This is a genomic window from Rhodopseudomonas palustris (assembly GCF_003226555.1).
Taxonomy (GTDB): domain Bacteria; phylum Pseudomonadota; class Alphaproteobacteria; order Rhizobiales; family Xanthobacteraceae; genus Rhodopseudomonas; species Rhodopseudomonas palustris_I.
This window is the reverse complement of the sequence record NZ_QKQS01000013.1, coordinates 1-19,073: the sequence shown is the minus strand read 5'-3', so window position 1 is coordinate 19,073 and position 19,073 is coordinate 1. Positions and strand designations below refer to the sequence as shown.

Annotated in this window: 24 protein-coding genes and 1 tRNA gene; 5 read left to right on the top strand and 20 right to left on the bottom strand. The window is 64.9% G+C overall.

Features of this window, described 5'->3' with window-relative positions; genetic code table 11:
* Positions 1-51: 51 nt before the first annotated feature.
* The 7 genes from DNX69_RS07810 to DNX69_RS07780 form a co-directional block, all read right to left on the bottom strand.
* Positions 52-129, bottom strand: a tRNA-Pro gene (locus DNX69_RS07810).
* 322 nt (positions 130-451) lie between these two features.
* Complete coding sequence (locus DNX69_RS07805; protein ID WP_110785456.1) at positions 452-1,159, bottom strand: MerR family transcriptional regulator; 708 nt, start codon at positions 1,157-1,159, stop codon at positions 452-454.
* Positions 1,160-1,173: 14 nt separating this feature from the next.
* The gene (locus DNX69_RS07800) at positions 1,174-1,530 is read right to left on the bottom strand and encodes an integration host factor subunit alpha (protein ID WP_110785455.1); all 357 of its coding nucleotides are present in this window, start codon (positions 1,528-1,530) and stop codon (positions 1,174-1,176) included.
* Positions 1,531-1,672: 142 nt separating this feature from the next.
* Complete coding sequence (locus DNX69_RS07795; RefSeq protein WP_110785454.1) at positions 1,673-2,650, bottom strand: beta-ketoacyl-ACP synthase III; 978 nt, start codon at positions 2,648-2,650, stop codon at positions 1,673-1,675.
* Positions 2,647-3,708: a phosphate acyltransferase PlsX gene (plsX, locus tag DNX69_RS07790; RefSeq protein WP_110785453.1), complete on the bottom strand. Its 1,062-nt coding sequence runs from the start codon at positions 3,706-3,708 to the stop codon at positions 2,647-2,649. Before plsX ends, DNX69_RS07795 begins: the two co-directional genes overlap by 4 nt.
* 242 nt (positions 3,709-3,950) lie before the next feature.
* A complete protein-coding gene (locus DNX69_RS07785; protein ID WP_110785452.1) occupies positions 3,951-4,514 on the bottom strand; it encodes a YceD family protein in 564 nt (187 codons plus the stop codon).
* Between the two features lie 18 nt (positions 4,515-4,532).
* Positions 4,533-5,069, bottom strand: coding sequence for a ubiquinol-cytochrome C chaperone family protein (locus DNX69_RS07780; RefSeq protein ID WP_110785451.1), 537 nt, complete (start codon positions 5,067-5,069; stop codon positions 4,533-4,535).
* A 108-nt stretch (positions 5,070-5,177) separates the two neighbouring features.
* Here DNX69_RS07780 and DNX69_RS07775 point away from each other — a divergent pair, with 108 nt between their 5' ends.
* A complete protein-coding gene (locus DNX69_RS07775; RefSeq protein ID WP_110785450.1) occupies positions 5,178-5,663 on the top strand; it encodes an outer membrane protein assembly factor BamE in 486 nt (161 codons plus the stop codon).
* Positions 5,664-5,782: 119 nt separating this feature from the next.
* Here the strand turns inward: DNX69_RS07775 and DNX69_RS07770 are convergent, their stop codons facing one another.
* From DNX69_RS07770 to glyA, 11 genes are all read right to left on the bottom strand, one after another.
* Entirely contained in the window at positions 5,783-6,646 is an 864-nt protein-coding gene (locus DNX69_RS07770) for an alpha/beta fold hydrolase (protein ID WP_110785449.1), read from the bottom strand.
* A gap of 37 nt (positions 6,647-6,683) precedes the next feature.
* Positions 6,684-6,842, bottom strand: coding sequence for a hypothetical protein (locus DNX69_RS26295; protein ID WP_165825211.1), 159 nt, complete (start codon positions 6,840-6,842; stop codon positions 6,684-6,686).
* Between the two features lie 257 nt (positions 6,843-7,099).
* Positions 7,100-7,342, bottom strand: coding sequence for a DUF2171 domain-containing protein (locus DNX69_RS07765; protein WP_207803128.1), 243 nt, complete (start codon positions 7,340-7,342; stop codon positions 7,100-7,102).
* Positions 7,343-7,500: 158 nt separating this feature from the next.
* Complete coding sequence (locus tag DNX69_RS07760) at positions 7,501-9,621, bottom strand: sodium-translocating pyrophosphatase (RefSeq protein WP_110785448.1); 2,121 nt, start codon at positions 9,619-9,621, stop codon at positions 7,501-7,503.
* A gap of 230 nt (positions 9,622-9,851) precedes the next feature.
* Entirely contained in the window at positions 9,852-10,823 is a 972-nt protein-coding gene (gene thiL / locus DNX69_RS07755; RefSeq protein ID WP_110785447.1) for a thiamine-phosphate kinase, read from the bottom strand.
* A gap of 225 nt (positions 10,824-11,048) precedes the next feature.
* Positions 11,049-11,570 (bottom strand): transcription antitermination factor NusB, encoded by a 522-nt coding sequence (gene nusB, locus DNX69_RS07750; RefSeq protein WP_207803127.1) that lies wholly within the window; start codon positions 11,568-11,570, stop codon positions 11,049-11,051.
* Between the two features lie 5 nt (positions 11,571-11,575).
* A complete protein-coding gene (ribH, locus tag DNX69_RS07745; RefSeq protein ID WP_110785446.1) occupies positions 11,576-12,067 on the bottom strand; it encodes a 6,7-dimethyl-8-ribityllumazine synthase in 492 nt (163 codons plus the stop codon).
* A 130-nt stretch (positions 12,068-12,197) separates the two neighbouring features.
* On the bottom strand, positions 12,198-12,806 hold the full coding sequence (locus DNX69_RS07740; protein ID WP_110785445.1) for a riboflavin synthase: 609 nt from the start codon (positions 12,804-12,806) through the stop codon (positions 12,198-12,200).
* 10 nt (positions 12,807-12,816) lie between these two features.
* Positions 12,817-13,986 carry a bifunctional diaminohydroxyphosphoribosylaminopyrimidine deaminase/5-amino-6-(5-phosphoribosylamino)uracil reductase RibD gene (gene ribD, locus DNX69_RS07735; RefSeq protein WP_110785444.1) on the bottom strand — a complete coding sequence of 390 codons (1,170 nt, stop codon included), beginning with the start codon at positions 13,984-13,986 and terminating at the stop codon, positions 12,817-12,819.
* The gene (gene nrdR / locus DNX69_RS07730; protein WP_110785443.1) at positions 13,983-14,465 is read right to left on the bottom strand and encodes a transcriptional regulator NrdR; all 483 of its coding nucleotides are present in this window, start codon (positions 14,463-14,465) and stop codon (positions 13,983-13,985) included. The genes ribD and nrdR overlap by 4 nt, the downstream gene beginning before the upstream one ends.
* A gap of 132 nt (positions 14,466-14,597) precedes the next feature.
* The gene (glyA, locus tag DNX69_RS07725) at positions 14,598-15,896 is read right to left on the bottom strand and encodes a serine hydroxymethyltransferase (protein WP_110785442.1); all 1,299 of its coding nucleotides are present in this window, start codon (positions 15,894-15,896) and stop codon (positions 14,598-14,600) included.
* A 260-nt stretch (positions 15,897-16,156) separates the two neighbouring features.
* Between glyA and vapB the strand changes: the two genes are divergently transcribed.
* The 4 genes from vapB to DNX69_RS07705 all read left to right on the top strand — a co-directional run bounded on the left by vapB (position 16,157) and on the right by DNX69_RS07705 (position 18,074).
* Complete coding sequence (vapB, locus tag DNX69_RS07720) at positions 16,157-16,390, top strand: type II toxin-antitoxin system VapB family antitoxin (protein WP_110786013.1); 234 nt, start codon at positions 16,157-16,159, stop codon at positions 16,388-16,390.
* Positions 16,390-16,788, top strand: a complete 399-nt coding sequence (gene vapC / locus DNX69_RS07715) for a type II toxin-antitoxin system tRNA(fMet)-specific endonuclease VapC (protein WP_110785441.1) — start codon at positions 16,390-16,392, stop codon at positions 16,786-16,788. Before vapB ends, vapC begins: the two co-directional genes overlap by 1 nt.
* A 90-nt stretch (positions 16,789-16,878) precedes the next feature.
* Positions 16,879-17,262, top strand: coding sequence for a hypothetical protein (locus DNX69_RS07710; protein ID WP_207803125.1), 384 nt, complete (start codon positions 16,879-16,881; stop codon positions 17,260-17,262).
* Between the two features lie 188 nt (positions 17,263-17,450).
* Positions 17,451-18,074 (top strand): NUDIX hydrolase, encoded by a 624-nt coding sequence (locus DNX69_RS07705; RefSeq protein ID WP_110785440.1) that lies wholly within the window; start codon positions 17,451-17,453, stop codon positions 18,072-18,074.
* A gap of 80 nt (positions 18,075-18,154) precedes the next feature.
* Here DNX69_RS07705 and DNX69_RS07700 read toward each other — a convergent pair whose 3' ends face one another.
* The gene (locus tag DNX69_RS07700; protein ID WP_165825210.1) at positions 18,155-18,505 is read right to left on the bottom strand and encodes a HepT-like ribonuclease domain-containing protein; all 351 of its coding nucleotides are present in this window, start codon (positions 18,503-18,505) and stop codon (positions 18,155-18,157) included.
* On the bottom strand, positions 18,502-18,819 hold the full coding sequence (locus tag DNX69_RS07695; RefSeq protein ID WP_110785438.1) for a nucleotidyltransferase family protein: 318 nt from the start codon (positions 18,817-18,819) through the stop codon (positions 18,502-18,504). Before DNX69_RS07695 ends, DNX69_RS07700 begins: the two co-directional genes overlap by 4 nt.
* Positions 18,820-19,073: the final 254 nt, after the last annotated feature.

Below are 19,073 nucleotides of genomic sequence, written 5' to 3'. Positions count from 1 at the left end.
GTCTAAAAGCGCCCTTCGCGATAATCGCTTCAAAATACGAAATCTACAAAATGGTCGGAGCGAAAGGATTTGAACCTTCGACCCCTAGTCTCCCAGACTAGTGCGCTAACCGGGCTGCGCCACGCTCCGATGCCGTTTCGGCCCTGATGCTGTAGCGGCGATCGGTGCGTCGCGCAAGCTGCGGAGGATCAATTCGGGACGTGTTCGCCGGAGAATGCGGCGGTGCCGCCGTTGACCGCGACCTCTGCACCATCGACCGATTTGGCCGCCACCCGTTTCACAACGTGATGCCCAGGCGTGTTCCGGGCATCTACGCCTCGGCGCAAACGCCGCTGCGCCAAAACCTTCGCGCACAAGCCCCATCGTGGATGGCAGGTCATACCGAAAACACAGACTTTGCCAACGCTTAAAGGCGTTTGTTGAGGTTCCTGCTCAAGCTGTTCGCCGGACCTCAGCTGTCCTTGAACGCGGCGTGGAGCAGTTCGCGGCAGGCGATCAGGTCGCCGAGGGCCGCGCGCAGCGGCGCGAGATCGACCGGTGGCGGTGCCGGCGGCAGCTTGGCGGCGGGAAACTCGAGCGGCGGCAGATCGAACCGCGGCGCACGTGCGGGCGCAGCCATCGCTGGAGCCGGCTCGACGGCAAAATCGTCGTCATCGTGATCGTCGAAATGCGGATCGTGGCGCGACTCGGCGACGATGTTGCGGCGCGGCGCCGGCGCTGGCCGATGGTCAGGCTCGGCCATCGTGGCATGCAGATCGAGCCCCTCGTCCTCGCCGTCGTAATCGTCGTCATCGGCATCGATGCCGCCGGGAATCGGCTCGAACTCTTCTTCCTCGGCAACGGACCGGGTGATCGCCGCCTCGACCGCCCCGAAGCTGGCATTGACCTCGGCATCGGCCAGCCGCTGCACCGATTTGATGCCGTGTTCTTTCAGGATCCGCTGTACACCGCGGATGGTGTAGCCTTCGCCGTAGAGCAGCCGGCGGATGCCCTTGAGCAGATCGACGTCGTCGGGGCGATAATAGCGCCGCCCGCCCGAGCGCTTCATCGGCTTGATCTGGTTGAACCGCGTCTCCCAGAACCGCAGCACATGCTGCGGAATGTCGAGCTCGGCTGCGACCTCGCTGATGGTGCGGAATGCGTCGGGTGCCTTGTCCAAAGGCGAGCTCTCCGTCAGCCGCCAGAGGCGGTTTGCGCGGTGTCTTCTTCAGATTCTGTGGTCGAATTCGGCATCGCGCCATTGGCGTTGATGCGCTGCTTCAGAATCGCCGATGGCTTGAACACCATCACCCGCCGCGGCGAGATCGGCACTTCGGTGCCGGTCTTCGGGTTGCGCCCGATGCGCTGCCCCTTCTGCCGCACCAGAAACGAGCCGAACGACGACAGCTTCACCGTCTCGCCCCGCTCCAGGCAGTCGGTGATCTCTTTCAGCACCAGTTCGACGAATGCCGACGACTCGGTGCGCGACAGTCCGACCTTTTGGTAGACCGCCTCGCATAGATCGACACGTGTGACTGTTCGTCCGGCCATCGCCTGCCCCACCTCACGGCGAAAGAAAATCCGCGCTGAAATTAAGAGGTTAACTACCGGCGGTCAACTCCGTCGGGTCTTAAAGCGTCTCAAAGTTAGCACCGAACGCCATGGAAATGCTGCTAAAATTTTACGCGAGCAACTACCAGCGGAGCAGCGCGGCGCCCCATGTGAATCCGCCGCCCATCGCCTCCAGCAGCACCAGATGGCCCTTCTGGATCCGGCCGTCCTGGACCGCAGCGCACAATGCCAGCGGGATCGAGGCCGCCGAGGTGTTGCCATGGCGATCGACCGTCATCACCACCTTCTCGGGTGCGATGTGCAGCTTCTGCGCCGAGGCGTCGATGATCCGCTTGTTGGCCTGATGCGGCACGAACCAATCGACATTGTCGGCGCTGGTGCCGGAGGCATTGAAGGCATCGACGATCACGCCGGTGATCATGCCGACCGCGTGCTTGAACACTTCTTTGCCTTCCATCCGCAGATGGCCGACGGTCTGGGTGCTTGATGGCCCGCCATCGACATACAGCTTGTGTTTGTGACGGCCGTCCGAACGCAGATGCGTGGTCAGCACGCCGCGATCGGCCGAGGTGCCCCAACCTTCCTGCGCCTCAAGCACGATCGCACCGGCGCCATCGCCGAACAGCACGCAGGTGCCGCGATCATTCCAATCGAGAATGCGCGAGAAGGTCTCGGCGCCAATCACCAGCGCGCGCTTGGCCGAGCCGGCGCGAAGAAAATTGTCGGCGGTCGCGACCGCGAACACGAAGCCGGAGCACACCGCCTGCAGGTCGAATGCGACGCCGTGAGTCATGCCAAGTGCGGCCTGAACCTGCACCGCGGTCGCCGGGAAAGTGTGGTCTGGAGTCGAGGTCGCCAGCACGATCAGATCGATCTGATCGGCGGTCAGGCCCGCATTGTCGAGCGCCGCCTGGGCCGCCTTGGTGGCCAGATGCGAGGTGAATTCGCCGTCGGCGGCGATGTGGCGTTCGCGAATTCCGGTGCGCTGGACGATCCATTCGTCCGAGGTGTCGACAGTCCGGGCCAGCTCTTCGTTGGTGAGAACCCGCTCCGGCAGGTAAGCGCCGCAGCCCAGTACAACCGAACGAATCACCGTCACGAGACAGCCTCCTGGGCGCTCGGCGTCGCGACCAACGCGCCGGCATCACGATTAAGCGTTTGATTGATCTTGGTCAGGAGATCGTAGCGGACCATGTCATAGCCAACATCCACGGCGTAAGCAAAGCCCTCGGCGTTGGTTCCGCCGTGGCTCTTGACCACGATTCCGTTGAGACCGAGGAAGACACCGCCGTTGGACTTGTTGGGGTCCATCTTGTCCCTGAGCGCCTTGAAGGCGTCGCGCGCGAACAGATAGCCGATCTTCGACCGCCAGGTGCGGGACATCGCGGCCCGGAGATATTCGGCGAGCTGGCGAGCGGTGCCCTCCGCCGCCTTCAGTGCGATATTGCCGGCAAAGCCTTCCGACACGATCACATCGGCAGCGCCCTTGCCGATGCCGTCGCCTTCGACGAATCCGATGAAATCGAAGCGCTGCGAATCCATCGCCCGCAGCAGTTCGGCGGCCTCGCGCACCTCTTCGCCGCCTTTGATCTCTTCGACGCCGATGTTCAGAAGCCCGACGGTCGGCCGCTCCAGATCGAACAGCACGCTGGCCATCGCCGCGCCCATGATCGCGAGCGCCTTGAGATGGTGGGCATCGCCGCCGATCGAAGCGCCGAGATCGAGCACCACCGAATCGCCGCGCATCGTCGGCCAGGTGGCTGCGATCGCCGGACGATCGATGCCCGGCAACGTGCGCAGGCAGAACCGCGCCATCGCCATCAGTGCACCGGTATTGCCGGCCGACACCGTGACGTCCGCCTCGGCCTTCTTCACCGCGTCGATCGCCTGCCACATCGAGGATTTGTAGCGGCCGCGGCGCAGCGCCACGCTCGGCTTGTCGTGCATCGCCACCGCGACGTCGGTGTGAACGACGCGCGAGGCTTTGCGCAGCGCGGGATATGCTGCGAGCTCTTTCTCGATCAGCTTGGAATCGCCGTAGAGCAAGAACTCGACGTTCGGATGCCGGCCGAGGGAGATCGCCGCGCCGGGAATGACGACAGCGGGACCGACATCGCCCCCCATTGCGTCGAGCGCGATTCGAACTTTCTGAGGCATGGGCGTTCCGGAAGCCTGATCGCCTGCGACCTTGAAGCGCTTGGCCGTGGACTCAAAAAAAGCCCCGAAGGGGCGGTGAAAAGCGTGCAGCGCTGCACACCGATTGGGGCGGACAATAGCCGTTCCCGGCCCCGATACAACATCTTGATCGGGCAGATTTAAGTCGCATTTCGTAGCGTGCGCGCACGAGTTCCGGCGCGAACACGCCGCATCCGCGGCGAGCCGGAGCGGGCACGGCCCGCTCAGCCTTTCTTCGGCTTGCGCGGCGGCTCCGCCGCCGGCTGTTGCAGCGCTTTCAACGCCGCAAATGGGTTCATGTCGGGATCGACGAGATCCACCATCGGTTCGAACACCGCATCGGGCTTGCGCGGATACGGGTCCAGCCCGAGATACAGCGCGTCGGTGGCGACGCGGCCGATGTCGATGATGCCGCGCTCGATCGCCTCCGGCGGATCGCTGGGATCCGGATCGCCATTGTCGTCGACCGAATCGGCGAGCTCGCGAATCTGTTCCGGCGGCAGGAAGGTGAGATCGACCGTCTCGTCGACGGCCTTGTCGACCGGATCGAGCGTCACCACGCAGGTCTGGGTGACCTTGGCACGGACCCGGCCGGTGAGATGGACGCGGCCGTCGCTGAACGGCTTCAGATCAAACGAGGCCGTCGCTTCCGACACACCGCGCAGATCGCCGAGCGCGCTGATCGCCTCGCACTCCGCAGCGCTCGCCGTGATCTCGCGGTGCAGTCCGATCTCCGGAATCTGCATCACCACGACCGGCACGCTCCACGGATTGTTCTCGCTCGCCATCGTCCAACGTCCTTCGTCTTAAGCGGTCGGCTGCGGAAACGGCAGCTCGCCGCTGCGCAGCTTGGCCGGCGGCACCGCGTCGAGCGCGGCGATCACCTGCCCGACATACACCGCCAGCTTGCGCGCGTTCTCAATGTCGGCGCCGTCGAGAACGTTCCGGTTCAGCGCCAGCTCCATATCTTCGCGGCCTTCGGTCAGCGCCAGATCATAGGCCGCCGAGCGGCCATAGAACGCTTCGCCGAACGCCTGCATCCGCTTCGGCACCGACAGATCGCCGACGCCGAGCTCGCGCAAATTCGCATCGAGGTCGCTGCAGAAATAGTCGAACAACGCCTGGGCGAAGGTGGATGCGTCCTGAATGCTGCGAATCCGCCGCAGCACGAGCCACAAATGCACCACCAGCATCTCGAATCGGCCGTTGACGGTGTCGGCGACGCCGAATTGCTGGTAAAACACCGGCAGGCGCGATTGCGCCACGATCGTGCCATAGATCGCTTCAATGGTGCCGCGCGATGGCGTCCGGGGCGGACGGAGCAGATTGAACGGCCAAATCATTGCGGGTTCCAGGTCCGGGCCCGGTGGGGCCTTTCGGGATTGCTTTCCGAGTTCCTGCCCGGTACGTCAACGCCCTGCGCGATGCAAGGGGATGAGGCCAGCTCCCGGATGAGTATTTCGATCGACCGACGCGGACGCGCCGACGCGCCGCGAAGCCGCTTTTCACTGCCGCGCAGCCTCGGGCTCGCCGTGGCGTTGACGCTTGTCGGCGCCGGCATGGGCGCCTGCACGTCGGAGCAATTCCAGAAGGGCTACATTCTGCCCAACGGCGCGCTCGAGCAGATTCCGATCGGCGCCAGCCAGGATCAGGTGCTGCTGGTGATGGGCACGCCGTCGACGGTGGCGACGCTGGACGGTGAAGTCTTCTACTACATCTCGCAGCGCACCGAGCGTCCGGTGGCGTTCATGCCGCAGAAGGTGATCGACCAGCGGGTGATCGCGATCTATTTCGACAAGAACCGTCTGGTCCGCCGCATCGCCAATTACGGCCTGAAGGACGGCAAGATCTTCGACTTCATCAGCCGCACCACGCCGACCTCCGGCCAGGAGATGAGCTATCTGGCGCCGCTGTTCCGGCTGATCAGCTTCCGCTAAGGCGGAGGCTTCCACGGCATGGTCTGATGGGTTTGGCTTGCGCTCAACCCATCCGACCTGTGCCTCGCTCGTAGGATGGGTTGAGCGCAACCAACCCCATCGCAGAAGCGCCGCCCCGGCTAAGCCAGCCCTTTGCGCCGCGCCCATTCCGCAATTGTCGCGTTCACCTCGTCGGGGGCGTCCTGCTGCACCCAATGCGACGCGGCTGGCAACGTGCGCAGGGTGAAATCCTCGACGAACTGTTCGTTGCCCTCGGTCAGTCTGAGATCGAGCGCGAGGTCGTTCTTGCCCCAGATCATCAGCGTCGGCACCGCGATCATCGGATTGCTGCCGGCGCCGCCGGCCAGCCCGGAAAAGTTGGCGCGGTAGTAATTCAGCATCGCGGTGGCAGCGCCCGGCTGGACAATGTTGCGGCGGTAGATCTCGATCTGCTCGCGCAGAATGTGCTCGCTGTGGCTCCTGAACATCTTCACCAGCGGTGCGCCGCCGTTGCGGGTCAGCAGCCATTCAGGCAACCACGGCAATTGGAAGAACGCGAAGTACCAGGAGCGGCGGCGCTGGGTCCAGCCGCGGCGCAGCTCGCGGGCGAACGCGTCCGGATGCGGCGCGTTGAGAATGACCAGCCCGTCGAGCTTCACCTTGCCGCGCAGCGCGACCTGCCAGGCGATCACCCCGCCCCAGTCGTGGCCGATCAGGATGTTGCGCTTGCCGCCAAGCGCCGCGAACAGCGCCGCAACGTCGTCGGTCAGATGCTCGATCGAATAGGCGGCCTTTCCGGCCGGCCGCGACGTGCCGCCATAGCCGCGCAGATCCGGCGCCGCCACTCGCCAGCCGAGCTCCGCCAGAAACGGGATCTGCCGATGCCACGACTGCCGCGCTTCCGGAAAGCCGTGCAGCAGCAGCGCGACGGTGTCGCCCTGCCCCGCGGTGTCGACCGCAAAGCGCAATCCATTGGCTTCCAGCATTGCCGTCGCGATCGCCATGCACACAGCTCCCCGCCCGACCCGGCCGATCCTACACCTATGATTTGTCCTTGTTGATCTTCTTGATCTTGGCGTCGGTGGCTTCGATCGAACTCGCCAGCTCGAGGATCGCCTTCGACAGCAGTTCGATCGCTTCCTTCTGGTCCTGCGATTTGGCCGCGCGCAGCGCGTAGTTCTTGGCGGATGACAGCGACATAGGCTCATTCCTTTGGAGCGTGTTGGGACGTGTCTCGTCACCTATCACGCCCCAGGAAAAACCAGCACCCACAATGCGCCAACCACATCCTTTGGGAGCCCGGCGCAGCTGAGCGTCTCGAAGAATGCTCTCACGCGGAGGCGCCGAGCCCGCAACCTCATGTTTCGAGACGCATCGTTTCATGATGCTCCCATGAGCTCTCGCGTGCTGCAACACCAGCAGCGCTGGCTCGCTCGGCGCGAAGATCGTAGCTCTGATTACTTCTCTTCTTCCATCGTCACCGCGACGGCGGCGTTGGCGGACAGTCGCACCTTGTTGCCTTCAACCTCGGCGACCAAGCCGCTATCGATGAAGTGGTGATGTCCCTTGTGATGGCCTTCGCCGCTGTCCTTTTTGGTCAGCTTGATGCGATTGCCGTCGACCCGATCGACAGTGCCGACATGCACGCCGTCGGCGCCGATCACTTCCATATGTTCCTTGATGCCGCTCACACCGCTCATGTCGTGGTCCTTCCGCGAGATGGGAACGGGTAACGCGGCGAGTTCCGATAGGTTCAATCGGATAAACGGCGAGCCCGGCTTGCTTTGCGGAGGTCCGAAAAGCAAAAACCCCGCGGCTTGCGCCGCGGGGCTTGGTGTTGGAGCAACCGATCTGACGCTCAGTGCGCCAGGATCGCCAGCAGCAGCAGGGCGACGATGTTGGTGATCTTGATCATCGGGTTCACGGCGGGGCCCGCGGTGTCCTTGTAGGGATCGCCGACGGTGTCACCGGTCACCGCGGCCTTATGGGCGTCGGAGCCCTTGCCGCCGTGGTGGCCGTCCTCGATGTACTTCTTGGCGTTGTCCCACGCGCCGCCGCCCGAGGTCATCGAGATCGCGACGAATAGGCCGGTGACGATGACGCCGAGCAGCATCGCGCCGACCGCCGAGAATGCCGCCGACTTGCCGGCCGCACCGCCACCCGCGATCGCGTAGATCGCGAAGTAGACGAAGATCGGCGACAGCACCGGCAGCAGCGACGGGATGATCATTTCCTTGATCGCCGCCTTGGTCAGAAGATCGACCGCCTTGCCGTAGTCCGGCTTGTCGGTGCCCTTCATGATGCCGGGCTTCTCGCGGAACTGGCGACGCACTTCCTCGACGATCGCACCGGCGGCGCGGCCGACCGCGGTCATGCCCATCGCGCCGAACAGGTACGGCAGCAGGCCGCCGAACAGCAGGCCGACCACGACGTAGGGGTTGTTCAGCGAGAAGTCCGGGGCGACGCCGACGAAGTACGGCGACTTCTGCGCAATGAAGAACTTGAGGTCTTCATTGTAGGCGGCGAACAGCACCAGCGCGCCGAGACCGGCGGAGCCGATCGCGTAGCCCTTGGTGACCGCCTTGGTGGTGTTGCCGACGGCGTCGAGCGCGTCGGTCGACTTGCGCACTTCCTTCGGCAGACCGGCCATTTCGGCGATGCCGCCGGCGTTGTCGGTGACCGGGCCGAAGGCGTCGAGCGCCACGATCATGCCGGCGAGCGACAGCATCGTGGTGGTGGCGATCGCGATGCCGAACAGGCCGGCGAGGCTGTAGGTCACCAGGATGCCGGCGATGATCACCAGCGCCGGCAGAGCGGTCGCTTCCATCGAGATGGCGAGACCCTGGATCACGTTGGTGCCGTGACCAGTGACCGACGCCTGGGCGATCGACTTCACCGGGCGATAGTCGGTGCCGGTGTAGTATTCGGTGATCCAGATGATCAGGCCGGTGACGGCGAGACCAACCACGCCGCACAGGAACAGCGACATGCCGGAATAGGCAACGCCCGGCAGCTTGCCGAAACCGATCAGGCCGAAGATCACCGCGCCGACGCCGACCAGCGACAGCACGCCGGTGGCGATCAGGCCCTTGTACAGGGCGCCCATGATCGACTGGGAGGCCCCGAGCTTGACGAAGAAGGTGCCGATGATCGAGGTGATGATGCAGATGCCGCCGATGGCGAGCGGCAGCGTCATGATGCTCTGCAGCTCCGCCTTGCCGGCGGTGCCGAAGAAGATCGCCGCCAGCACCATGGTCGCGACCGCGGTCACCGCATAGGTCTCGAACAGGTCGGCCGCCATGCCGGCGCAGTCGCCGACATTGTCGCCGACGTTGTCTGCGATCGTCGCCGGGTTGCGCGGATCGTCCTCCGGAATGCCGGCCTCGACCTTGCCGACGAGGTCGCCGCCGACGTCCGCACCCTTGGTGAAGATGCCGCCGCCGAGACGGGCGAAGATCGAGATCAGCGAGGCGCCGAAGCCGAGTGCGACCAGCGCGTCGACCACGGTGCGGCTGTTGGCTTCGAGGCCCGCGAAGTGGATCAGGTAGATGAAGTAGAGGGTGACGCCGAGCAGCGCGAGACCCGCGACCAGGAGGCCGGTGATCGCGCCGGCCTTGAAGGCGAGCTCGAGGCCGCCGGCCAGCGAGGTGGTCGCCGCCTGGGCGGTGCGGACGTTGGCGCGGACCGACACGTTCATGCCGATGAAGCCCGCCGCGCCCGACAGGATCGCGCCAATCGCGAAGCCGATCGCCACGAGGATGCCGAGGAAGTAAGCGAGCAGCGCGAAGATCACCACGCCGACGATCGCGATGGTCATGTACTGGCGCTTCAGATAGGCCTGCGCACCTTCACGCACTGCGCCCGCGATTTCCTGCATCCGCGCGTTGCCCTGGTCGGCGGCGAGCACCGACGAGGTCGCCCAGATGGCGTATACGATCGATAGCGCTCCGCAGAGCACGATCACCCATAGAGATGTCATACCTGATTGCCTCAGTCCCGAGTTTCACCCCCGTGCCTGCGCTGCGGGAGCGGCGCGGGCGCGCAACAAGATGGCGTGCCCTCTTTCGCGGGGCAGCCTCAAATCGCGGCGAACCTTGCCAAAATCACAGGTGCTCCGCAATCGCTGCGAAGGGACTAAGCTGGGCTTTTCCGCTGACCTTCGGGCTATTCCAGCGAACTTCCTCGCGCCGGAATACCAGTGACTAAGCGTCAGAAATGACTGAACGACAGGGTCTTCAGCGAGATTTCGCGGGCGTTTCCATCGAGCCAGCGCTGCGGCGCAGTTCCCTGCTCGGCAACGCCGATGACAGTCATCTGCACGTCACTTCGTTGCGCTGCAGCAAGGAACTGATCGAGCTCGTTTTGTGCAACGCCGCAAAGCAACTCATAATCATCCCCGCCGCTGAGTAATCGCGCCAGCTTCGACGGATCGGTGGCGACGATCGCAGTTGCAGCATCGGACAACGGCACTGCAGCAGCGTTCAGAGTCGCGGTCACACCTGAGGCGGCGCACATCTTGGCGAGATCGCCGGCGAGGCCGTCCGAGACGTCCATCGCCGCTCCGGCATAGTCGCGCACCGCGAGCGCCAGCGCCGAGCGCGGCTGCGGCACCCGGTAGCGATCGGTCAGGAAGGCGCGGTCCGCGTCGCTGGCGGCCGTTGCCCGGCCCTGCAACAGATCGAGCCCGAGAGCGGCATCGCCGATCGTGCCGGTGACGACGATGGCGTCGCCGGGGCGCAGCGTGTCGCGCGCCACCATCCGGCCGGGCGGCACTCGGCCGAGCGCGGTCACCGAGATCATCATCGGTCCGGGCGTCGACACCGTGTCGCCGCCGAGCAGCGGACAGTGGAACGCGGCGGCGTCTTCGCCGAGCGCGACAGCGAACCGGGCGAGAAAGCGTTCGTCGGCCTGGCGCAGCGCCAGCGTCAGCAGGAAGCCGGCCGGCTCGGCGCCCTTGGCGGCCAGATCCGACAGGTTCACCCGCAGCGCCTTGCGGGCGATCGCGTCCGGCGGGTCGTCTGGGAGATAATGCACGCCCTCGACGATCGCGTCGGTGGTCAGCACCAGATCGCTGTCCGTGGCAGCCAAGACGGCGGCGTCATCCACCAGCCCCCGCGCCCCGGGATCGGTCGCCAGAGGTTTGAAGTAGCGTGCGATCAGATCGTCTTCACCGGAGGGCATCGAAGCAAGAACCTCGCCGTCATTGCACCTACGTTACCCAAGGCACGGTGCGCTCCCTCTCCCGCTTGCGGGAGAGGGCTGGGGTGAGGGTGCCCCGAGCACTGACTCTCGGCCTCGAGGAGGCGCCCCCTCACCCGGATCGCATCTGACGATGCGATCCGACCTCTCCCCGCACGCGGGGCGAGGTTAGTCCGCCCCTGTTGCGGCGTCCCGCACTCAGCGTGCTCAGCGCGTAAACTCGTCCTCGCGGAACCGGCGGGCGATCTGGTCGAGCACGGCGTTGACCATGCCGGTTTCGTCCTTCTCGACGAAGGCATGGGCGACGTCGACATACTCCGAGACGACGACCCGCGCCGGGATGTCCTTGCGGTGTTCGAGCTCATAGGCCCCTGCCCGCATCACCGCGCGCAGGATGGCGTCGATCCGCGCCAGCGGCCAGCCCTTGGAGAGCAGATCGTCGATCAACGGATCGATCTGCTTCTGATCGCGCACCACGCCGGCGACGATGTCGCGGAAGAATGCGGCTTCGGCCGGCAGATACTGCTCGCCCTCGACCTCGTTGCCGATCCAGAAGCTCTCGAACTCGGCGAAGGTCTCGTTGATGCCGGCGCCGCCGATGTCCATCTGGTACAGCGCCTGCACCGCGGCGAGCCGCGCCGCGCCGCGCCGGTTGGCCTTGCGCTCGCCTTTCGGCGTCATCTTCTTAAGATCGGGCTTCTTGAACGCGGGTTTGTTGATCTCGGCCATCGGCATCACGCCTTCGCCAGCCGGCGTTTGATCCGCAGCATCGCCAGCGCGGCGCGCGCGGCATCGCCGCCCTTGTTGAGGTCGCCGGGCTTGGCCCGCGCCCAGGCCTGCTCGTCGGTGTTGACGGTGATGATGCCGTTGCCGAGCGGGAATTTGCGCGCCACGCTGAGGTCCATCAGGCCGCGCGCGGATTCCATCGACACGATCTCGAAATGGATAGTCTCGCCGCGCACCACACAGCCGAGCGCGATCGCCGCGTCATACGGCTTGCCGGCGGCCGCGGCGGCATCGATCGCGATCGCGACCGCAGCCGGAATCTCGAGCGCGCCGGGCACGGTGAGGACGTCATGGGTCGCACCAGCTGCCTTCAGCTCGGCGACCGCGCCTTCCAGCAGCGCGTCCTGGATGTCGTCATAGAACCGCGCCTCGACGATCAGGACGCGCGCGCCCGAAATGTCGGTCTGGTCTTTCAGGGGTGCGCGCCGCGCGTCTGCCATTCTTAGGTCCCGGTGTTTGCCGTCATTGCCGGGCTCGACCCGGCAATCCATCTTGCTTCGCGAATAGACGGACGCGTTCTTGTTAAGACGATGGATGCGCGGGTCAAGCCCGCGCATGACGGGAGCGTTGCTATTTCGTCTCGCTCAGCCGCGCTGCGTAGCGCGCCATCAGGTCGACCTCGATATTGACCTCGCTGCCGACCTGCCAGCCGCCCAAAATGGTCGCCGACAGCGTGTGCGGGATGATCAGCACCGAGAATTGGGTGTCCTCGACGGTGTTCACCGTCAGCGAGGTGCCGTCGAGCGTCACCGAGCCCTTCGGCGCGATGAACCGGGCGAGCTCGCGGCTGGCTTCCAGCGTGAAGCGGGCCATGTCCGGCAGCTCCTCGCGCGCCACCACCTTGGCAATGCCGTCGACATGGCCGGTGACGATATGGCCGCCGAGCTCGTCGCCGATCTTCAGCGCACGCTCGAGGTTGAGCCTTGTGCCGGCAGCCCAGGCGCTCGCGGTGGTCTTGGCCAGCGTCTCGGCGCCGGCGTCGACCTCGTACCAGGTCCTGCCGGCTTCGACGCCGGAGCCAACCACGGTCATGCAGATGCCGTTACTGGCGATCGAGGCGCCGTCCGCGATGGTCGTCTGGTCGTAGGCGCAGCGGATCCGTAGCCGGTGCAACTGGCCCTGCGCGACCGGCTTGACGGTCTCGATCTCGCCGATGTCGGTGACAATGCCGGTGAACATGGAGTGCCTTCTAGTTCGACTCGTAGATGGTGAGCGTATCCGCGCCAACTCTCTCGGTGCTGCGAACGCGCCAATGCGGGGACTCGGTGATTGCGGACAGCGGCAGGCCGTCCAACGCGTCGACGCCGTCGGCACCGATTGGATTGTCGCTGCGCCACAGCCGGATCTCGTCAGCGAGGCGCTGCGTCACGAACGCCGCGGCGACGCGGGCGCCGCCCTCGACCAGAAGGCGTGTGACGCCCTTATCCGACAGCGCACGCAGCACCGCCGGCAGATCCAGTCCGGGCGTGTCGGCGCAATCGGCGACGTGGACGACCTCGGCGCTGGCCGCACCGAGCCGTGCGGCGGTGGCGGCTTCGGCGATCTCGGACGCCATCAGCCACAGCGGCGTGATCCGCGCTGAATGCACAAGCTTGCTGGCAGCCGGAACCCGCAACGATCGGTCGAGCACCACGCGGATCGGCGACTGTGCCGCCATCCCCGGCAGCCGGCAGGTCAGTGCCGGATCGTCGGCCAGCACGGTGCCGATCCCGACCAGCACGGCGTCGGAACGGGCGCGCAGCAGATGCGTCCGGGCATTCGCCGCCTCGCCGGTGATTGCGACCGGCTGGTGGCCGGCAGCGGCGATCTTGCCGTCGGCGGAGACCGCCAGCTTCAAGGTCACATGTGGGCGCTGGGCGGTGATCCGGTACAGGTGACCGGCATGGTCGCGGGTCGCTTCCTCGGCGCAGACGCCGATGTCGACCGCGATGCCGGCGGCGCGCAGCCGGGCGTGGCCCTGGCCGCCGACCAGCGGATTGGGGTCCTCGATCGCCGACACCACCCGCGCGACTCCGGCGGCGATGATCGCATCGGCGCAGGGCGGCGAACGGCCGTGGTGCGAGCACGGCTCGAGCGTGACATACAGCGTCCCGCCGCGCGCCGCCTCGCCGGCCCGGCGCAGCGCCTCGACCTCGGCATGGGGGCGACCGCCGTCCTGGGTCCAGCCGCGGCCGATGATGACGCCGTCCTTGACCAGTACCGCGCCGACCGCGGGATTGGACGCGGTGCGGCCCTGCCCGCGCCGGCCGAGCGCCAACGCCAATTGCATGAAGCGCCGATCGACTGAATGACCGGCTTTGGCCGCCTTCTCGGCTGCGAACTTCTGGCCGATCTGCTCCTCCAGGATGCGGAAGATCATTTGCGGACCAGCAACGCCCTGGCCTGGTCTTCGTGCGACAGTTCGCCGAGCACCGCCTCGAAATCCTTGGCCTCGCGGAAATTGCGGTACACCGAGGCGAAGCGGACATAGGCGACGTCGTCGAGCTTGCGCAGGTGATCCATCACGCTCTCGCCGATGGTCTCCGACGAGATCTCCGCCTCGCCGCCGCTTTCCAGCTCGCGCACGATGGTCGACACCATCTGCTCGACCAGCTCCGGATCGACCGGCCGCTTGCGCAACGAGATCTGCACCGAGCGCACCAGCTTGTCGCGGTCGAACGGCACCCTGCGGCCGTTGCGCTTGATCACGATCAGCTCGCGAAGCTGCACCCGCTCGAAGGTGGTGAAGCGGAAATTGCAGGCAATGCACACCCGCCGCCGCCGGATCACCGAGGAATCCTCGGTCGGGCGGCTATCCTTCACCTGGGTATCGAGGCTGTTGCAGTTTGGGCAGCGCATCGTTCAACCCCTAACATCGTCATTGCCGGGCTTGACCCGGCAATCCAGCTTCTTCGCAAGAACGATGGATGCCCGGATCAAGTCCGGGCATGACGCAGTCGATACGGCGACGCGTGCGCGAGCCATCAGATCCTACTGGTAAATCGGGAAGCGGTCGGTCAATTCCTTGACCCGCTGCTTCACCGCGGCTTCCACCAGCGGCGCGGAGCCGCCTTCGGATTGCGCAATCGCATTCAGCACTTCGGCGATCAAGTTACCAACCTGCTGGAACTCGGCGACGCCGAACCCGCGGGTGGTCGCTGCCGGGGTACCGAGGCGCAGGCCCGAGGTCACGAACGGCTTCTCCGGGTCGAACGGGATCCCGTTCTTGTTGCAGGTGATGCCGGCACGGACCAGCGCCTTCTCCGAGATGTTGCCCTTCAGCCCCTTCGGCCGCAGGTCGACCAGCATCAAATGGTTGTCGGTGCCGCCCGAAACCAGATCGAAGCCGGCGCCGCGCAGCGTTTCAGCAAGCGCCTTGGCGTTTTCGACGACGTTCTTCGCGTAGACCTTGAAGTCGGGTTGCAGCGCTTCCTTGAAAGCCACCGCCTTGGCGGCGATCACATGCATCAGCGGGCCGCCCTGCAGACCGGGAAAGATCGCCGAGTTGAACTTCTTGGCCAGCGCCTCGTCATTGGTGAGGATCAGGCCGCCGCGCGGGCCGCGCAGCGACTTGTGGGTGGTGGTGGTGGTGACATGAGCATGCGGCACCGGCGAAGCATGCACGCCGCCCGCCACCAGGCCGGCGAAGTGCGCCATGTCGACCATGAAATACGCCCCGACGCTGTCGGCGATCTCGCGGAAGCGCTTGAAGTCCCAGGCCCGCGGATAGGCCGAGCCGCCGGCGATGATCAGCTTCGGCTTGGCCTCCTCGGCGAGCTTGGCGACCGCATCCATGTCGATGGTCTGGTCCTCGCGGCGCACGGTGTAGTGCACCGGCTTGAACCATTTGCCGCTCATGTTGACCGGTGCGCCGTGGGTGAGATGGCCGCCGGCGGCCAGATCGAGGCCCATGAAAGTATCGCCCGGCTGTAGCAGCGCCAGGAACACCGCCTGGTTCATCTGGCTGCCGGAGTTCGGCTGGACGTTGGCGAAACCCGCGCCGAACAGTTTCTTGGCGCGCTCGATCGCGAGATTCTCGGCAACGTCGACGAACTCGCAGCCACCGTAATAGCGGTTACCCGGATAGCCTTCCGCGTATTTGTTGGTCATCACCGAGCCCTGCGCTTCCAGCACGGCGCGGCTGACGATGTTCTCGGAGGCGATCAGCTCGACCTCGTGGCGCTGGCGGCCGAGTTCGCCCTTGATGGCGGCGGCGATCTCGGGATCGGCCTGCTCGAGCGAGGCGGAGAAGAAACTGTCGGGCGCGGACGCGGGGTTGGCTGTGCTCATAGGAAAAGTCTCCACCGTCGCAGCCGGTTCATCGGGTGCGAGCGGTTACGGGATAGCGGTTCGGAAGCGGCGGCTGGGCCATAGCACATCCGCCCCCGCCGGCCAAGGACGCCGCCACATTTGCGGCCATGCGCCCCAGTCAGACCCAGATATGGTGGATGCGAGGAAGTTGCAGGAGGGGCTATTGCCCCCTGCCATTGCGATTATCGAGCCCAGGCGCTATGTATATCCCGATTGGATATCCCTATCGGAGTGTGGCTGTGGCGAGCTCGACCGTCTTCACCACCAATCGCAGTCAGGCCGTTCGCCTGCCCAAGGGGGTCGCCTTCCCGGACGGCGTGCACAAGGTCGACATCCTCAAGATCGGCCGCAGTCGCGTGATCGTGCCGCATGGCCAGCGCTGGGACGACTTTTTCCTGAGCGGCCCGCGCGCCAGCGACGATTTCCTCAACGAGCGCGAGCAGCCCGCCGCCGAGGAGCGTGAGCCGCTGTGATGCTCACCTACATGCTCGACACCAATATCTGTATCTACGTCATCAAGACGCGCCCGCCCTCCTTGCGCGACAAATTCAACGCGCTGGCGGAACAGTTGTGCATCTCCAGCATCACCCTCGGCGAACTGATTTACGGTGCGGAGAAGTCAGCCCGCCGAGTCGAGAACCTCGACACGATTGCCAATTTCACAGCACGCCTCGACGTCCTCCCCTTTGCCGAAAAGGCCGCCGGGCATTACGGCCAGCTCCGCGCCGAACTCGAACGCGCCGGCACGCCTTGCGGCGCCTACGACATGCAGATCGGCGGCCACGCCCGCAGCGAGGGACTGATCGTCGTCACCAATAACATGCGGGAGTTCGCTTGGATGCCGGGGGTGAGGACGGAGAATTGGGTGTGAGCCTCGTAGCCCGCATGAGCGAAGCGAAATGCGGGATTGAACAATTCTGGAAAGCGCCGCATTTCGCTTCGCTCATGCGGGCTACAGCTGATGATCACCTTGCGCGGGTTGCCGATGCACACCGCGCGGCTGTTCGGCTTGGTCGGCCAATTCTGGCGCCCCAACTTCGGCCTCGCCCGTATTGCGGACGGCGCGGCGTTCGCCGCGTTTCAGCGGGGCGGCTTCGTCAAGCTCGCGCTCAACTTCGCGACCGCGCCGGAAAGCGACGGCCGTATTCGCCTGACGACCGAAACCCGCGCGTTCTGCCCCGATCGCGGCGCACACCTGAAGCTACTGCCATATTGGTACGCCGTCCGCCCGTTCAGCGGCCTGATCCGCCGCCGCATTCTGGCAGGCTTGAGGAGACGGAGCGAGGCGGCGGGAAGTCAGCCACTAACGTGGCAACAACACCGCTGTCCGCATCAGCAAGACTGATGGGCCGAATTGGTCGACCGACGCTTGTCGTCTTGCTCACACGGGCTGCTGCTGCTGATCTTTCAAGAACGGCAGTTGACCATTTCCCGGCGTTGGCGCGGAATACATCATCGGGCGAGCACAGAGCCGCTTGTTGAACTGACGAGTGATACACGGCTGCGCATCGCCTCAACGACCCGGAGGTTGCCATGGAAGATCGATGGCTCGCATGGGCGAAACAGCTTCAAGCAATTGCCTCGACAGGCCTATCCTTCTGCACGGACGAGTTTGATCAGGAGCGCTATCGCGAGATCGCCCACATCGCCAACAGCATGATAGCTCAGCTGGGGAGCGTACCGATCGAGCGGATTGAAGGGCTCGTTTCGGATTTCGCCAAGGGCTACGCCACCCCCAAAGTAGATGTCCGAGGGGCCGTGATCGAGAAAAACAGTATCCTTCTCGTTCGCGAGAAGAGCGACGGGTGCTGGACACTACCGGGTGGCTTTGCCGATGTCGGTCGCTCCGCGGCCGAAAACGTTGTGAAGGAAATTTGGGAAGAGGCTGGAATCGCCGTGTCACCACGGAGCCTCTACAGCGTCCGCCACAAGGCAAAGCAGCCCTACGAGCCGGACGCACGCGATTTCTATAAGCTGTTCTTCATTTGCGAAAGAACAGATCTGAGGGCTCCGTCTGCCCACGGTGAAACGACCGACGTCGACTTTTTCCCGGCGAATAGGCTGCCCAAGCTTTCCCGCGGCCGTGTGCTGGAAAGCGATATCGAGGCTGCATTTGCGTTCCAGCGTGGATGGTTGCACACTACCATTTTTGATTGAGGATTGGCGACCACAGAAGCACAGCGACACGCGGGCTTGCTCGTATCGATGGTGGTACTCGCGGCCCCCAAACGCTCAGCTCAAAAAAGATACTTCGCCCTCCTCGCCGCCGCCACCGTCTGAGGGATAGATATCGTCACAGTCGTCCAAACGATCTGCTGCTCGACCATGTAGTAGCCATGACTGAGCTTGTTGCGAGCTCTGTAAGCCAAGCCGAGCTGGAGCTCTGGAAAACGCGCTTCCAGCGTCGGGTCGAGCTTTGCGAGCTCGTTGGCGGCGACACCGATCGCCTCGGCGCATTTTGCCGCGGCGTCCTGAGTCTTTGGATCGTTCAGAAAGCCCTCGTAGCTCACGCCGGCCAAGTGACCTTCCAACCGCTCACCCCAGGCGATGATGTCGTTCAGCCAATCGAGGACCGATCGTCGGCTCACGGCAACGGCACAAGATCCGTCTGGATGCGGGCGGCAACGTCCGGAGCGAGCAGTCCGGCAGTGACGATCTCGACCCGGCAACCAAGCAGTGTTTCAAGCGCCTGCTCCGCACGGGCAAAGTCGTAGAGCGAAGTGGTTGGGACGGCATCGACAAGGATGTCGAGATCGCTCCGCCGGGTGTCTTCACCTCGCGCGACCGAGCCGAACAGACGCGGATTGGTCAGCCCGAACTCGCTGAGGATCGCCGCCAGTCGATTGCCATGCTCGGCAAGGGCTTCCGAAGGTTTTAGGAGCTGGTTAGCGGCTTGGGACATACAGCATTTTAGCAGATCGAGGTGGCGGCGCCGAGGTGAATTTACGACCTTCGGTCGGCATCTGGATCGCCGATCAAGCTCCGGATTTCACCGCCTGCATCCGGGCTACCGCGCCGGCCTCACAGCGTCTCCTGCTTCGCCCCGCATTCCTTGCAGACGTAGGCCACGCGGGTGACGCCCTTCGGCGCCTTGACCTTATTGGGGGCGCCGCATTTGCCGCAGGTGGTGTTGATCACGGTGTCGCCCTGTTTGAC

What these genes read in the sequence shown, in the direction of transcription:
- DNX69_RS07800 (WP_110785455.1), bottom strand. Translation starts at nt 1,530, where the DNA reads ATGGCCGGACGAACAGTCACACGTGTCGATCTATGCGAGGCGGTCTAC.
- plsX (WP_110785453.1), bottom strand. Translation starts at nt 3,708, where the DNA reads ATGCCTCAGAAAGTTCGAATCGCGCTCGACGCAATGGGGGGCGATGTC.
- DNX69_RS07785 (WP_110785452.1), bottom strand. Translation starts at nt 4,514, where the DNA reads ATGGCGAGCGAGAACAATCCGTGGAGCGTGCCGGTCGTGGTGATGCAG.
- DNX69_RS07780 (WP_110785451.1), bottom strand. Translation starts at nt 5,069, where the DNA reads ATGATTTGGCCGTTCAATCTGCTCCGTCCGCCCCGGACGCCATCGCGC.
- DNX69_RS07775 (WP_110785450.1), top strand. Translation starts at nt 5,178, where the DNA reads ATGAGTATTTCGATCGACCGACGCGGACGCGCCGACGCGCCGCGAAGC.
- DNX69_RS07770 (WP_110785449.1), bottom strand. Translation starts at nt 6,646, where the DNA reads ATGGCGATCGCGACGGCAATGCTGGAAGCCAATGGATTGCGCTTTGCG.
- DNX69_RS26295 (WP_165825211.1), bottom strand. Translation starts at nt 6,842, where the DNA reads ATGTCGCTGTCATCCGCCAAGAACTACGCGCTGCGCGCGGCCAAATCG.
- DNX69_RS07765 (WP_207803128.1), bottom strand. Translation starts at nt 7,342, where the DNA reads ATGAGCGGTGTGAGCGGCATCAAGGAACATATGGAAGTGATCGGCGCC.
- DNX69_RS07760 (WP_110785448.1), bottom strand. Translation starts at nt 9,621, where the DNA reads ATGACATCTCTATGGGTGATCGTGCTCTGCGGAGCGCTATCGATCGTA.
- thiL (WP_110785447.1), bottom strand. Translation starts at nt 10,823, where the DNA reads ATGCCCTCCGGTGAAGACGATCTGATCGCACGCTACTTCAAACCTCTG.
- nusB (WP_207803127.1), bottom strand. Translation starts at nt 11,570, where the DNA reads ATGGCCGAGATCAACAAACCCGCGTTCAAGAAGCCCGATCTTAAGAAG.
- ribH (WP_110785446.1), bottom strand. Translation starts at nt 12,067, where the DNA reads ATGGCAGACGCGCGGCGCGCACCCCTGAAAGACCAGACCGACATTTCG.
- DNX69_RS07740 (WP_110785445.1), bottom strand. Translation starts at nt 12,806, where the DNA reads ATGTTCACCGGCATTGTCACCGACATCGGCGAGATCGAGACCGTCAAG.
- ribD (WP_110785444.1), bottom strand. Translation starts at nt 13,986, where the DNA reads ATGATCTTCCGCATCCTGGAGGAGCAGATCGGCCAGAAGTTCGCAGCC.
- nrdR (WP_110785443.1), bottom strand. Translation starts at nt 14,465, where the DNA reads ATGCGCTGCCCAAACTGCAACAGCCTCGATACCCAGGTGAAGGATAGC.
- glyA (WP_110785442.1), bottom strand. Translation starts at nt 15,896, where the DNA reads ATGAGCACAGCCAACCCCGCGTCCGCGCCCGACAGTTTCTTCTCCGCC.
- vapC (WP_110785441.1), top strand. Translation starts at nt 16,390, where the DNA reads ATGCTCACCTACATGCTCGACACCAATATCTGTATCTACGTCATCAAG.
- DNX69_RS07710 (WP_207803125.1), top strand. Translation starts at nt 16,879, where the DNA reads ATGATCACCTTGCGCGGGTTGCCGATGCACACCGCGCGGCTGTTCGGC.
- DNX69_RS07705 (WP_110785440.1), top strand. Translation starts at nt 17,451, where the DNA reads ATGGAAGATCGATGGCTCGCATGGGCGAAACAGCTTCAAGCAATTGCC.
- DNX69_RS07695 (WP_110785438.1), bottom strand. Translation starts at nt 18,819, where the DNA reads ATGTCCCAAGCCGCTAACCAGCTCCTAAAACCTTCGGAAGCCCTTGCC.